We start from the raw sequence: 15,166 nt of genomic DNA, 5'->3' as shown, positions 1-15,166 counted from the left end.
TGAGCGGCACGCATCGGCCCGTCCGACCGAAATTACGCGGGATTGTCTGATCCGTGCCACGTCCAATGCTCGTACAGCTTCTTACCTGCTGGCAACATCGTCTCGAAAGCACGCGTTCGATTATCTGATACAAGGATGTTCTCTTGCGCGCCAGATCGGAAAGTCTTGCTGCTCGACCACTCAGAGGAATGGTATGCCCTAGCATCATCGCCAACGACAACGGCATGCAGGCCCCGCTGCACAATGCTGTTCGTCATGCTTGTATGGCCGCTCTCGAATTCAAGGCAATCTTCCTTGGTCCCAAGCGTCGGTGGTAGCACTTCCAGAAACACTGGCCGTCGCATCATGAAGGCGTTAGTGCGAATGTGGGGGTTGGGAAATGAAGGTAATTTAGCATAGATAGCGCCTCGCTTCGCGCATACGATCTCGAAGTGATCTTCGACCTCCTGACGGCTCGGCGGCCTTAGAGCGAACAGCTTGAGCGCCAGCACCCGTCCGGCAGGTCGTCGGGCCCGCCTATACAGCGATGGCGGCCGTCGTGCCAGCCAGTGCGGAGCAAACCTGAGGATCTCGTGGCCCCATCGCTCGACGATCAGCGGATCATAAGGGATACCTTGCACGCAAAGCCAGACGGCCTTTGACATGCTCTTCATGCTCTCACGGACGCTTTCCAGTGACGCAGTTGCACGGGCAATGCCGATATCGGCCCACGAGGCGTGATCATGGAGCTTTCGCAGCCAGCCGTCTGATTCGATCTCGGAAAAAGTGTTCAAAAAGCAGAGATAATCGTGCGGCAGCGCTTCTGCGGCCATCTTGTAAGCTGTGATGTCGAAGCCTTCATCGCTCATGGTGATCGATCGATGCTCAATCTGCTTGCAAATCGCTTTTTGCGGGGAACCGGCGGGATCTTCATTGAAAGCCTTTCCAGACAATCACCAGGTCATGGGCGATGCCGACTGGGCGGCGCTTATAGGAATCGATGAACTTGCTAACCCGCGCGACGCCTTCTGCGCACCTCGCTAGGTACACGACAGCGATTTTCGGCTGGACCGCGGCGGCAACACCCAATGACATGAGCAGCTTCCACTTTCACCCGCAATTTGCGGCAACCTTACCGCGTAAAGCGAACCCAAACACGCTTCCGTCATCCATTCGTCCCCGTAATTGAGAGCTGTTCCGGATCTAAGCCGCGCCCGGTTTTCGCGCGAAGATCGGGCAGCGGTCGAGCTGCCACCTGCGTCGCTCTGGACCGGTCAACCTTCCAAGCGAGCGACATGCGTCGGACGATCAAAGAACGAAATTACGCGACATGCCATAGCGGACAAGCGCGCGGGGAGCGGTTGAGTTTTCTGCCGGCAGCCGCGCCGTGCACTGCAACACTGCCAGCGCGCGACCACGGATCAGGGGCGAGAAACCGACGGTCCAGCCGGCCGCTGAAAGTCTCTCGCAAAGCTGCCACACGAACGACGCCTGATTTGCTCCCGTAGTCAGCGGCCACAGTCCCACCTGTTTAAGGGCCGAAACACGGAAAAACGCTAGAGCCGCGCCGGGTAGGTCGACACCTTGAGTCTTCAATGCCAGCGCATACGGCCCGCCGTTGGTGGCGGCGCGGCCCATCCAGGGCGCCTCCAGTTCACCGTTCACGTTTCTCATGTAGCAACCGTCAATGATGACGTTGTCTGCGTTGACGACATTGCCGCCAAGCACGCCCACGCCCGGGTGCAGTTCAAACAGGCGTGTCGCTTCAATGAAGACGCTTCGGCTGTCAATGGACACGCCATTGCTGGCGAACACCATAATCGCATCCTGACCACAAGATAACTGACGGTCTGCTAACGCGTCGCCATACCAAATAAGCTCGGACAGATCGTGTGGTCGCCGCGCGATATAGAGCTCGCGCGCACCGCGGCTCTCGGGCCAGTCGGCAATCTCGAAATTCTGCGGCTTCGCGCAGCGCGCAATATGTCTCGCAAGAATATGTCTGACCGAATCAAGCTGGCGCGCATCACCTTCGGAATTATTGGTGGTCGAGCCGCTGTGCTGCCGCCAATGATACAGAATCTCGGGAATATGTTCGATCCGGCCGCCCCTGTCGGCGATGCGAGACACGCTATCCCAATCTTGGCACCAGCTTGCCGCCGCGTCGCTGTAGACCCCGGCCGCAATCGCGGCTTCGCGTTTCATGGCGCAGAGATGCCAGATGGTCGAATTGTCTAGCGATAGCAACGGATCGTAGGCTCCCCGCAAATAAGGCTGGGCCGGACGGCCGGCGACGAGCGTGTCCTCATCCGAAAACAGGAAGTCGGGATGGCCCTTCACCTCAATCTGGTGCGCCAAGATCTGAATGGCATCATCTGTGATCAGATCATCAGCATCGACCGGAACGACGTAGTCGCCGGTAGATGCCTCGAGGCCTCTGCGAAGTGCCGCAACAATCCCGATGGCTTCGGGCTCGACAAGCACTTGCCCGCCCCAATCGCTTTCGGCGCGCTGGTGGATCGTCGTCAGCGCAGCCTCGGTCATCTGGCCATTCACGATCAGCAACCATTGCGAAGGCTTCAGAGTCTGCCGGCCGATCGCCCGCGCTAATTGGTCGAGTAAATCAAGGTCACTGCCATGGTAAATTGGCGTCACGATTGAGATCGTCGCCGGGCTGGCCGGCGTCGGGTAGCGCGCGTGGCGGGACCTTAAGTCACTTGTCAGCCAGTCTTGATACGATAGCGTGCGCGCCTGCAAGACTCGCAGGTGATTGAGGCGCTCCTGTTCAGAAACAGGTGCGTAGGCGGTCTCGGGGGTCAATCCGAGTCGTGGTGAGTAGAATCGCGTCTCAGGGATCAGTGACCAGAAGCGTGACAACCAACGCGCCGTCCCGCTCCCGGAAACAACCGCAGCGTCGGCTCTCTCCACACGCGCGCGCATGAACGGCGAATAGAGCACCCTCTTACCTGCCTCCGCCGCCATTGCCCCCAGCCAGGGGCCGAGCATTCCAATCGCGACGGCTTCGCGCTGCAGTTCACCCAGACACTGCTTCAGAAAGGATGTCCTGACGACGCAATGCGCCGTCGAAACCGCCGAAACCGTATGCGCCTTCCACATCCGCGCGCCGTAGCCAGGATCGGTCAGCGCGCGCCCCTGATCCGGACAACCGCAGCCATCGCCGTAGCCAAACACGCGCGGACCATCCACGATTGCGGAGCTGTCATCCAGCATGCCGCCAACCATCACTGCATCGGCGAACAATTCAAGCAGCCCCATGGCGTCCCAGCGCCACTCGTCATCGAGCGGCAAAACGCCGTGCCATTGCAGATGGACGAGATCGGTGCCGATTCTGTCGACTGCATTGGCGAGATCGGCGACGTTTCCACGCTCCAGCACGATGGCAGTTACGTCCGGGAACGCGTCAGCCGTACCATTCGCCGCGCCAATCAGGATCGTCTGAATCGATTGCGCATGCGATCGCTCTCGCCGGAACCACCAGTCAACATTGTATTTGAACAGCGGGCTGTTCATGAGCCCGATATTCGTTGCGCCGGAGCGATCAAGAAATCTCTGCAGCGTCCGCCGGTGGGACTCAGTAATGTAGGACTTCGATTCGATGTTTCCGGACGTCGATGCCGTATGCACGCGCCAACTGTAAAGCACTTCCGGAACATGTTTTGGCCTTTTGCCGGCGAGCATGAAACGGATAAAGCTGTCCCAATCGTGGCAGCCTTCGGCAGAGCTGTCGCTGTATAAGCCAAGCTGAATTGCCAGTTCGCGATCGATGGCGCAAAGATGCGCTATGTAACACGAGTGCACGAACAGCACCGGATCCCAGTCCGGCTTAAAGTACGGCGAATGAAACCGTCCCGCGTCCAGCTTGTCTTCGTCGGTAAAGAGCAGCGCTGGATAATTGTTATCCTCGATGAAGCGAGTGAGAACGTGGACGCAATCGGGCTCGATCAGATCGTCGGAGTCCAGCGGCAGAATATAACGCCCGGACGCCCGTTCGAGGCAGTACCGCATTCCGCCGATGATACCGAGATTGCTCTCGACGCGTTCGAGCCGCACGCCCGGATGTCGTGCGAGCCTCACAAGGGTGCGGCGGGTGCCCTCCTCTGTGGAGCCGTTGTCGAGGATCAGCCATTCGAAACGCATTCCCCCGTCCTGAAGAAAAACGCTGTTGCCAAGCTCTTCGAGGAATCGGGGATCGGTGTTGTAGGCGGTGGTTACAAAGGAAAGCAGGCCGGGCGTCTGATGGTACATTCCATCCCGGCGACGACGGGCGAGACTCGTCTTGCGGTAGGCCTCGTAGTCGCTCTTCGCCACCGACGGCAGGCCCGGCGCCACCGACTGCGCGGTTTCCAGCGCAGGCTCGCGCATCCCTTCTAGGCGCGTAAGCAATTCCGTGACGATTCCATTGAGGCTCTGATCCCAGTCCGTGGGCAATGCGATCGCGCCCGAGGGATCGTAACTCGGCAGCCCGCAATTGATCCGCCCTGCTGCGTTCTCGATAGCCTGCGCGACGCTTTCGGCATTCGGCTCGGCAACGATAATATTCGGGGACAACGCCCGCATGCGCTCCGCCGTCTTTACCGAGAAGCTGTTGGTGACGACCAGCTTGCCCGACGCAGCCATTTCCAGCGGCGGATAGCTCGGATGCGGTGACAGCATCAGCGACAGCATGAGATCGGCCGTGCGCACGCGTCCAGCATATTCATCGAATCCCATCCATGGCAGCGGATTGAGCATGACGCCTTCGCCGAGTGCAATCGGCGGAATGTTTTCGCCCATCGCCCAGACTTCCCAATTGTTCTTGTCGATCGCGCCGGAGGCGACTGCACAACGCAACGCGACCAGCCCAAGTTCGAACAGGTTGCGGCGGGCGATGTTGGGGCGAGCGTAGAACAGCAGCACCTTCTTTTTGGAGTGAGAGGGGACGGGAAAATAATGGCCGCGATCCAGGGCGGGATTGAACCATAGCGCATCGGCCGCAAATGCCGGGTCTGCAAAGCGCCCAGCACCTTCCCGGACCAAATGGTCGAGCAGAAGTCGGGTATTGATCACTGGGATATGCGGCAGTCCATAGGTTTCGAGTGCACGGGCCTGAAAAGTGGAGCCTTCGTGAAGAATCGGCTCGAAATCCTGAATCAGGTAAACGAAGGTCTTGTTGGCAGTATTGGCGACCGCGTATTTCGCGATCTGGGCGGTCCACCAGGCAGTTGCGAAAAATACATCGCAGATGCCGATCGGGATCGGTCTGGTGCGGTCGAATCCATCGACGATCTCAATGCAGTCCCTGGCGATCGGCCGGTTCAATAGCCGCTCCATGTAGGGGAATAACGCGGCCTCTTCACCCTCCAGCGACGCGTCGCAGGCGATCAGTCGGATGCGCTCGCCGCGCTCCGCCAGCATGGACGCGACCAGCAGGGCGGTATTGGGACCGCCGGACATGTGCTTGAGGCGGAGACCTGGCAACAGCACATTGACGGAGGGGCGAACGGCGAGGTCGTCGGCCACCTCGAAATTCAGCGGGAGACTTAGGTGGTAGCCCGGCACTTGCGAAAGAGCCTCGACGTCCGAGACTGGCGCAGATTCGGACGCGGCGATCTCTAAACTGAGCAAGCTCGAATGCGGGTCGAGTGAACTGATCAGCCCGCGATCACGCACATATTGCGCGATGGCGCGGCCCAATTGAGTGTGCCTCATGTGCTGTCGATAAAAAGCGATACCGTGTCGCAAGACGAACTTACGAAGACGCTCGGTGGTCGTCGAATTACTCCTCGAAAAGGCGCGCCGGAGCGACTTCACGCCTGCGCTGAGTATCCGACGAAGATTGCCGGTCCATGGCGCGTCGGACGCCAGACTTCGCATGCGAATTACTACAAGCCGCGGGATCGCCATCATTCGCCAACTGATCGATCTGCGAATGTCGTCGAGCTCGCGAATTAACTGGTCGTTTCTCTGCTTCAGACCCTCGAGCTCGCGAATTAGCTGGTCGTTTCTCTGCTTCAGACCCAAAATGATCTCGGCTGACGCGGCAAGGTCGCGCTCTATCTCCATGAACGACTCGTCGGGCGGCGCGGATCGATTGGTCCAAATATTCTTGCTTTCGTCGAACGCCGCATCCGGTTGGTACGAAACACCGTCCCATTCCTTGTTGAGCGGAAACACCAACTCCAAGGTGCCGGAAAGGACGCGCAGACCCAGGCCATTCTTGCCGGCGGGCGATTTCCTCACCACGCACATCGAATTGATGAATTCGACCGAATGAACTAACGCCAGACTTTCTTCGGCCAGCTCGCAACCATATTTGCCCAAGATGCCGCGCAGAATTTCGCCACGGGCCTTGGGCACCCCCCAATGCTCATGGTTGATGACATCCGCAAGGCGCTTGAAAAACGTGATCGAGGAATAGGGGTAGTAGAGACCGCCTTCGTACGCACCCCAGTAGCTGCAATGCAGATCCTCGGCGATGAAGATTCCGCCTTCCGCAAGGTGCGGAAAATACAGCGCGAAAGTCTTGACGATGTCGCTGGACAGATGAGATCCGTCATCGATCACGATGTCGAACTGTCCGGAGCGCTGCAGTATTAGCTGCTGGGTCTGCCGATCGTTCGCATCGCCAACAACGACACCGATGCGCGGATCATCATATGTCAGGCGCTCGCAATCCGGATTGATGTCGCAGCCGATAATGGCTTGCGCCTTTGGAAAGAATTGCGACCAGAGCTCGAGCGAACCGCCGTTCTGGACACCGATCTCGAGCAGCCGGACCGGACGATCCCACATCGATGCGAACAGGCGGTCATATTCATCGAGATAGAGCGACCACTTGTCGGACATCTTTCCAGCGTGGTTGGCGTAGAGCTCGTGGAGCGTTCGCTTAATCATTGGTAACCTGCAACTCTACCCGCTCGAACGGAATGCCAACGAGTCCGTAACGAATCTTGCTTGAAGCGACGTTGACGATCAGTGCGTCATGCATCCAATGATGCTGAATGTTGTGATAGCGATCGCCGTCTGCGACCGACGCCATCACGGCATACTGCCCGTTCGGAAGCATCGGCAGACGGAACTCGAACACGCCCTCGAATGTCGTGCCCGGCTTGACGCGAATCGGCATCCGATCGGTGAACGGAAGCGTATTCTCTCCAAAAAGATCCTGCCCCAAGCGATCGCGAATCAGAAATCCCAGGATCGGCTTGTCGACTGGACCATGTGCTTTGGCTCGGACGGTCATGCGAACGCGCTCGCCGCCTTCGTAAATCCCCTCCGGACCGGCCGACAATTTCGTTAAAGAAACGGAGTGGATTTCGGCATGGCCGGTCTTCCAGCCGGTGGCGACGGCGGTATTGTCCCGTACGCTGGCCACGGCGCCGTAATCCACAGCCGGCGCCGCATGCGGCTCCATTGGCAATGTTTCGGATGCCGGCCCGCCAGCCGGCCGGTCTGAGGTGACCGAGATCAACTTGGCTTCTTCGCCGTAGACTTCCTGAAGCGTGAACTGGAGGTAGCTTTCAGAAACCTCTCTCGACGTGCCGGTCATCCGGATCTGGCCGTGGGACAGCCAGATCGCGGATTCACACAGGTTCTGCACGGCAGCGGTATCGTGGCTGACAAACAGCAACGTGCCGTGCTTTTGAAACTCTCGGATGAAGCGCATGCATTTTTGGGTGAACACCGCATCCCCGACCGCGAGCGCTTCGTCGACCACCAGAACATCGGCGTCGACATGCGCAATCACCGCAAATGCCAGCCGGACATACATGCCGCTCGAATAGGTCTTCACCGGCTGTTCGATGAACGCGCCAATATCGGCGAACGCAGCGATCCGCTCGAAACGGCTGCCGATCTGCGCTTGGGTCAGCCCGTAGAGCGCGGCGGCCATAAAAACATTCTCGCGGCCAGTGAATTCCGGATTGAAACCAGCCCCGAGCTCTAGCAGCGCTGCCACGCGACCGTTAACCTGGATCGCGCCACCGCTCGGATTGAGAGTTCCGCAGATCATCTGCAATAGGGTCGATTTTCCACTGCCGTTGCGCCCGATAATGCCAACGGTTTCGCCCTTCTTTACCTCAAAGGAAACGTCTCTGAGCGCCCAGAACTCCCGAAAATACTGCTGCCGCGTCTTGCCGATCAGCGCTCCGAGTCGCGGAAACAAGGACTGCTTTAGACGATCGTGCGGCTTGTTGTAGATCTGGTAGCACTTGCTGAGGCTCTGTACCTTGATTGCAGTTTCCCTAGAGGACATCGGCGAACCCCCGGCGGGTCTTCTGAAACCAGGCAAAACCACACCATGCGACCAAGGCGCCGCCTAAAAGATAGATCAGGTACATCGACGAGTCCGGCACCTTCCCCCAGAACAACACATCCCGCGCCTGCTCGATCGCGGGCGTGATCGGATTGAGGAACAGCAGGCCGCGATATTTCTCCGGAAATGCATTCACCGGATAGAAGATCGGCGATAGGAACATCAGGATCGTGGTAATCATGCCCATGAACTGCGCGACGTCGCGCAAATAGACGCCAAGTGAGGCCAGGAACCAGCTCACCCCCAGAATGAAAAGCAGCAGCGGCAGCAAAACCAGGGGGATCAGCACGACGGTGAGGTGCGGCATTCCAAACAAGAACAGATACGCAATAAACCAAACGCACATGCTCACCGCGCCATGAAAGATCGCCGAACCCAGCGCAACCGCAGGAAGTATCTCTAGCGGAAAAACCACCTTTTTGACGTAGTTCACGTTGCTCAGGATCAGGCTGGGCGCGCGGTTCAAGCATTCCGAGAAAAGCGTGAATACGATCAGGCCGGGAAACAGCACCATCGCAAACTCAGTCTTCGAGTCACTCCCGACATTCCAGCGCATCTTGAAAATCACGCTGAAGACTAGTGTGTAGATAATTAGCATCAGAATCGGATTGAAGAATGACCAGAACAGTCCGAGCACGGATCCGCGATAGCGTCCGACCACTTCCCGGTGCACCAGAGCGCGTATCAGGCTGCGGTTGCGCCACAAGTCCACCAGCATTTTCAGCGGAGAAATCGAAAACTCCTGCATCAACCAAGAACCGCTGCAGCTTCAGATCGCAGAGCCCCTGCTTCTTCAGTAAGCAAATCTGACCAGCAGCTAGAGAGCCGCGATGCCCTTTCAAGCCACCCGTTTCCTGGGATGCCACCCACGCACGCCGATCCTACCGCAGTCACATCCTGGACGGAAAAACCGGTGGGATCCAGCAATCGGACACAGCAAATTTTCTCGACAATGCCCATTCTTCTTCACCAGGAACTGTGAATCTCGGTTCAACCGTTGGAAGTGCCCGCGTTCTCGTCCCCGCGAGGCCCACCCTTCGCTGGCCTATGTAACAATCTATGCCACGCAGCACAATCTAACCGCGCTCCGCAGTTGGCAATTCTCCCCTTCCCCTCACCCCTCCCGCGGCGATCGGATTCCGGTGCATTTGCCCTGCTCATAACCTACCGGGAGATGGTACCTTGGTCGTCGCCCCAGGTCATCCTCGTGAAAGCACGCTGCCCGGCCGCATTCATGTTTTGGAACGCCCGAGTCTGGTTGTCCTTGACGAGAAGATTGCGCTGGCCTCCAAGGCGAAATGTGCCGCTTTCGGCCCATTCTTCCATCCCGTAAACGCGTCCATCCGCACCCACCACCACGATTTGCAGGCCGCGCTGAAGGATTCGCTGCGTGAGCCCGTCCGGCCCGCTCTCGAAAAGGTATGAATCGTTCTTGGTTTCGATCGAATCCGGCAGCACATCGAGAAAGACCTGTCGTTCGATCATGAAGGCATTCGTTCTGATGTGCGGGTTCGGAAAAGGCGATATTTCGTTCAGGCGCGCCAGCGCGCCGCCGGGCCCGATCTCGTTGTTCCAATACGTTTCAAACTTGTCGTCCAGTGTGCTGTCGTGGCCTGACGAGCGCACGGCGAAATAGGAAATCGCGGCGGCCACCACTCTAGTCGCCAGGCGCTTCGGTAAGCGAGCCCTGATTGCTCGGAACAACCGTCGGAGGCCCGCCGGTTTTGGAATCCCCTCATTCTGAAATAGCCACCATCCCTTTTGGACGTGCTTCATGCTGCTGAGAAGGCTTTCATAGGAACCGGTGCCTCCGGCGATACCCACGGACTGATCCGCAAATGCCGAATGAAGCTTGCGAAGCCAGCCGTCCGCCGCGATTTCAGAAAACGTGTTGAGGAAGACCACGTACCGGTGCGGCAGCTGCGCAGCAGCCTTGGCATAGGCGTTGATGTCGAAGCCATCATCCGACACTGAAACGAAATGAGGGAATGCACGCTTCAGGACTTTGTCGAGCGTGGATTCCCCCGGCGGGAAGCCTTTTCGGACCACCACGCAATCATGCGCAATCCCGGGTGGATGACGCTCGAAGGATTCAATGAAATTCGTGACCGGTCCTTTTCCTTCGGCATAGCGTGCCAGATAAACAACAGCGAGATCGCTGGTGAAGGTTGAACCCTGGCCTGGCACGACGTTGTTGTCCTTGTTGCTGGATCACCGAAGCACTAGAAGACCTCCGGCGATGATCGGAAAGACGGGGCTCACAGGGCTTCAGCCAGGTCGCTGATGTAGCGCGCATAGGCGCTCTTTCCCAGCGCCGCGCCCAGGCGTGCCAACTGATCGCGATCGATGTATCCTTGGCCGAAAGCCACCTCTTCGGGACAGGCGATCCGAAATCCCTGTCGCCGCTCGAGCGTGGCGACAAAGTTGGCGGCTTCCAACAGGCTGTCCGGCGTACCGGTGTCCAGCCAGGCGAAGCCGCGACCCATCAGCTCAACCGCAAGCTCTCCGCGCTCAAGATAGGCCCGGTTCACATCGGTGATTTCGAGTTCGCCGCGTGCTGACGGCTTGACGTTGGCGGCAATATCGACAACTCGGTTATCATAGAAATAGAGTCCGGTAACGGCGAAGTTCGACTTCGGCTGTAGTGGCTTTTCCTCGATCGAGGTCGCATTGCCCTTCCGGTCGAACGCGACCACGCCATATCGTTCCGGATCGGCGACGTGATAGGCAAACACCGTTGCGCCGGTGGTCCGCGACGTGGCGCTGGCGAGCAAATTCGGCAGGCCATGGCCAAAGAAGATGTTGTCGCCGAGAATGAGCGCCGAGGCGTCGCCGCCAATGAAATCGGCGCCAATCACGAACGCCTGCGCCAGACCTTCAGGTTTGGGCTGCACCGCGTAAGACAGCGACAGCCCCCACTGATTGCCGTCTCCCAACAACGCCTCGAACAACGGCAAGTCCTGCGGCGTCGAAATGATCAGGATGTCGCGGATGCCGGCCAACATCAGCGTGGTCAGCGGATAATAGACCATCGGCTTGTCGTAGACGGGCAGCAACTGCTTGGAGGTCACGAGCGTCATCGGATAGAGGCGCGTCCCGCTTCCGCCAGCAAGAATAATGCCCTTCAAAGCAGATCTCCCGTTCAAATCCTAAGAAGACGATCAAGGCAATCCGTCAGAGACTGCTTCAGCGGAGGCAGCCCCACATCGAACACCGCCGCCAGTTTCGCGCTCGAAAGCTGCGAATTTGCTGGTCGGACGGCAGCTGTCGGATAATCGGAAGTCGAGATCGGGTCAAGCAATACGGACCGCCCGCCGCGGGACGCCGCGAGATCGGTGACCTGTTTCGCGAAGGCGTACCAAGTCATCGGGTCGGGCCCAGCAAGATGCGTGACACCCGCATAACGCGGCTGCCAGCCCCCCGCCACCCGCCCGGCGATGGCGCGGATCGCGTCGGCGATATCCGGCGCATATGTGGGGCAACCTACCTGATCATTCACTACCCGCAGCCGGTCACGTTCCGATGCAAGGCGAAGAATCGTGCGCACGAAATTACCTCCAAACGGCGCGTAGACCCATGACGTACGCAAGATAACGTGCCTTGGGTTCGCCGCGGCGACAGCTAGCTCGCCCGCCAACTTGGAGCGGCCATAGACGCTTTGCGGGTTGACCGGATCGCTCTCAACATAGGCGCCGGTCTTCATCCCGTCAAAGACGTAGTCGGTCGACAGATGGATGACCGGAATGCCTTGATCCGCGGCCGCCGCCGCTACAAGGCCTGCGCCATTGCGATTGAGCGCAAATGCGAGATCGGGTTCCGACTCAGCCTTATCCACCGCCGTGTAGGCCGCGGGATTGACCACCACGTCGGGACGGAAAGCGGCAATGGCTCGCTCGATCGAGACTGCGTTCAGCAGATCGACGTCCGGTCGTTGGCCAAAGCCGAACTCAATCTCCTTGTCGGCGGCCGCAGCCTCCCGGAGCGACCGCGCGACCTGGCCCTCGCCGCCAATCACATAGATCCGCATCTGTGGATTCACGCCCCCACCAGACCAAGACGTTCGCCGCCATAGACCTTGTTCCGCAACGGTTGCCACCAATCTTCGCGCGCGAGATACCACTGCACTGTTTTTTCGATCCCGGTTTCGAACGTTTCCCGCGCTCGCCATCCCAGATCGGTTTCGAGCTTGCTGGCATCAATCGCGTAACGCTGATCGTGCCCCGGGCGATCGGCAACGAACGAAATCAGCTCGTGATGCGAGGCGTCGTTCGGGCGCAGGCGATCCATCCACGAACAGATCTGCCGGACCACTTCGATGTTGGTCCGCTCATTGCGTCCGCCGATATTGTAGGTTTCGCCGGGTCTGCCTGTTGCGAGAATGATGCCAAGCGCCCGGGCGTGGTCGTCGACAAACAGCCAATCGCGGACGTTGGATCCGTCGCCATAGACTGGAAGCGGCTTGCGATCCAGTGCGTTCAGGATAACCAGCGGAATCAGCTTTTCGGGAAAATGATAGGGCCCGTAATTGTTGGAACAATTGGAGACTATGACAGGCACGTCATAGGTTCGGTGCCAGGCCTTTGCCAGATGGTCGGAAGCAGCTTTGGTGGCCGAATAGGGAGAACTGGGATCGTAGGCCGTGGCTTCTGTGAACAGCCCGTCCTCTCCGAGCGACCCGTAAACCTCGTCCGTCGAGACGTGCACGAAACGGAAATCATCCGCATTTTTCTTGGCCGATGCGATGTAGCGGCGAGCCGTCTCGAGCAGAGTGAAGGTACCAACCACATTGGTTTTTAAGAACAGGTCGGATCCGGATATCGAACGATCGACGTGGCTCTCAGCGGCGAGATGAACTATCGCCTCCGGCTGGTATTTCTCGAAGATCGCAGCCATCGCGGCGCCGTCGCAGATATCGTGCTTTTCAAACGCAAAATGCGGACTGGACGCAACCAGCGCCAGCGATGCCACGTTGCCGGCATACGTCAATTTATCGACCACGACGACGTGATGGCCGAGATCGGCGATGAAATGACGACATACCGCCGATCCGATAAAACCGGCTCCTCCAGTCACGATCACCCGCATTGCGCCACCTCCTCAACCGCCGAATTGAAAGCCCGGAGGGACATCTTTCAAACGCGGCTGCTTCCGGTCCTTGTCCGATAAGACCACGTCACCTGGCGAAATCCGCCAATCGATGGCCAGGTCAGGATCGTCCCATGCGATACCACGATCGCAGTCCGGCGCGTAGTAATCGGTAACCTTGTAGATGACTTCGCAATCGTCGGTCAGTGTGACGTAGCCATGAGCAAAGCCAGGCGGCACCCACAATTGACACCAGTTCGCCGCCGACAGTTCGACGGCAACGTGCCGGCCGAAGGTCGGCGAGCCTGCCCTGATGTCAACGCCGACATCGAGAATTGCTCCGCGCGAGCACCGCACCAACTTACCCTGCGCGTGGGGCGGAAGCTGGTAATGCAATCCGCGCAGCACGCCTTTCTGCGTCGATAAAACGTGATTGTCCTGCACGAACGCCGCTTCGACGCCACTCGCAAGAAGCGCGTCCGCACGAAATGTCTCCGAGAAAAATCCCCGGGGGTCGCCATGCCTCGCCGCGGTCACCAGCAGAATGTCTGGAATCTCGAGCCGTTCAATTTTCATATCCACTTTCGGATGTTGGTCTTTTGTATCCGCTTGCGTCTGCATGCCCCAATTGGAAGAACATGATCAACAGAATTCTGCTTCGCGCCAGGTTCCTCTGGCTGCATGCCTCGTTGGCACCTACTGGTCACGTGGATGCTCGCTCCCAAACCGGCCGCAATCTATAATTATTCAAGCGTCTGCGCGCTAGACGCGACTGACGTTGTATGGCCTAAGGCATTGTCTGGAACTTGCATCATGCCTGACGGCATCGTGCACCTTGATGGTGGCATGATACTGAAAGCATTGCGCTTTTCCGGATCGAAATCCGAGATTCGTCTGCAGCCACCACAAAAGTTGAAATCGATCGATGTTAGCGACTGTCGAAACACGAACGGGCGAAAGACGTCCGCCGGGGACCGTTACTTGGGGCGCCGGACAAAAGTCCGCCGAAATGGCCATTGCCGACATTCGGGACGGTTTCGCCGCCTGGCGCCTGTGGGGCCGGATGGGATGGAACGACATCCTTCAGCGCTATCGCCGCTCCCTGCTGGGACCGTTCTGGCTGACCGCCAGCATGGCAATCATGGTGGTGGCGCTGGGATTCCTCTACGCTGGACTGTTCAATACCCCGATTCGCGATTTCCTGCCCTTTCTCTGCACCGGTCTGCTGGTCTGGAATCTTCTCGCGACCTTCCTCAGCGAAGGCGGCATGATCTTCACGGCGGCCGAGTCCTATATCAAGCAGGTCCGGCTGCCCTATTCGATCTATGTGTATCGGTCGAGCTGGAGCAAGATCATCATCTTCGCCCATAACTTCGTGATCTATATTGGGGTACTGATCTATTTTGGGATCTGGCCCGGCGCCACGGCCCTACTGGCCATTCCCGGACTGACCCTCCTGGTGTTGAACGGCATGCTGGCGACGGTCTATATTGGCATCCTGTCCGCCCGATTCCGCGACATCCCGCCGCTCATCGCCTCCGTCGTGCAGCTAATATTTTTTGTTACGCCGATCATGTGGAAGCCGGAATTGCTCCAGCGCCGGGCCTACATCGCCGACATCAATCCGTTTTTCCATCTGATTGAGATCGCGCGGACACCGTTGCTGGGAAATGTGCCCGACTTGAAGAACTACCTTGCAGTGCTGTTGATCACGGCGGTCAATCTCGGGCTTGCCGGACTGGTCTTCACACGCTTTCGATCGCGTATCGCCTACTGGATCTGAAGACG

The 15,166-nt window shown here is 58.5% G+C and carries 10 protein-coding genes; 1 reads left to right on the top strand and 9 read right to left on the bottom strand.

Annotation, left to right across the window (positions count from 1 at the left end):
* Positions 1-32 precede the first annotated feature (32 nt).
* The 9 genes from BRA1253DRAFT_RS34375 to rfbC form a co-directional block, all read right to left on the bottom strand.
* Positions 33-932: a hypothetical protein gene (locus BRA1253DRAFT_RS34375; protein WP_245286037.1), complete on the bottom strand. Its 900-nt coding sequence runs from the start codon at positions 930-932 to the stop codon at positions 33-35.
* Between the two features lie 355 nt (positions 933-1,287).
* Complete coding sequence (locus tag BRA1253DRAFT_RS34370; protein WP_007601928.1) at positions 1,288-6,873, bottom strand: glycosyltransferase; 5,586 nt, start codon at positions 6,871-6,873, stop codon at positions 1,288-1,290.
* Positions 6,866-8,233, bottom strand: coding sequence for an ABC transporter ATP-binding protein (locus BRA1253DRAFT_RS34365; RefSeq protein WP_007601925.1), 1,368 nt, complete (start codon positions 8,231-8,233; stop codon positions 6,866-6,868). The genes BRA1253DRAFT_RS34370 and BRA1253DRAFT_RS34365 overlap by 8 nt, the downstream gene beginning before the upstream one ends.
* Positions 8,223-9,041, bottom strand: coding sequence for an ABC transporter permease (locus tag BRA1253DRAFT_RS34360; protein ID WP_007601924.1), 819 nt, complete (start codon positions 9,039-9,041; stop codon positions 8,223-8,225). Before BRA1253DRAFT_RS34360 ends, BRA1253DRAFT_RS34365 begins: the two co-directional genes overlap by 11 nt.
* 416 nt (positions 9,042-9,457) lie before the next feature.
* Positions 9,458-10,480, bottom strand: a complete 1,023-nt coding sequence (locus tag BRA1253DRAFT_RS34355; RefSeq protein WP_007601923.1) for a hypothetical protein — start codon at positions 10,478-10,480, stop codon at positions 9,458-9,460.
* Positions 10,481-10,551: 71 nt separating this feature from the next.
* The gene (gene rfbA, locus BRA1253DRAFT_RS34350) at positions 10,552-11,421 is read right to left on the bottom strand and encodes a glucose-1-phosphate thymidylyltransferase RfbA (RefSeq protein ID WP_007601922.1); all 870 of its coding nucleotides are present in this window, start codon (positions 11,419-11,421) and stop codon (positions 10,552-10,554) included.
* Positions 11,422-11,435: 14 nt separating this feature from the next.
* Complete coding sequence (rfbD, locus tag BRA1253DRAFT_RS34345) at positions 11,436-12,320, bottom strand: dTDP-4-dehydrorhamnose reductase (protein ID WP_007601921.1); 885 nt, start codon at positions 12,318-12,320, stop codon at positions 11,436-11,438.
* 8 nt (positions 12,321-12,328) lie between these two features.
* Positions 12,329-13,378, bottom strand: a complete 1,050-nt coding sequence (gene rfbB / locus BRA1253DRAFT_RS34340) for a dTDP-glucose 4,6-dehydratase (protein ID WP_007601920.1) — start codon at positions 13,376-13,378, stop codon at positions 12,329-12,331.
* Between the two features lie 12 nt (positions 13,379-13,390).
* A complete protein-coding gene (gene rfbC / locus BRA1253DRAFT_RS34335) occupies positions 13,391-13,999 on the bottom strand; it encodes a dTDP-4-dehydrorhamnose 3,5-epimerase (RefSeq protein WP_245286036.1) in 609 nt (202 codons plus the stop codon).
* Positions 14,000-14,387: 388 nt separating this feature from the next.
* On the opposite strand from rfbC, the gene BRA1253DRAFT_RS34330 reads away from it, so the two are divergent.
* Entirely contained in the window at positions 14,388-15,161 is a 774-nt protein-coding gene (locus BRA1253DRAFT_RS34330) for an ABC transporter permease (RefSeq protein ID WP_051058488.1), read from the top strand.
* Positions 15,162-15,166: the final 5 nt, after the last annotated feature.

The organism is Bradyrhizobium sp. WSM1253 (assembly GCF_000244935.1).
In the GTDB taxonomy this organism is placed as follows: domain Bacteria; phylum Pseudomonadota; class Alphaproteobacteria; order Rhizobiales; family Xanthobacteraceae; genus Bradyrhizobium; species Bradyrhizobium canariense.
This window is presented reverse-complemented; position numbering and strand designations above follow the sequence as displayed.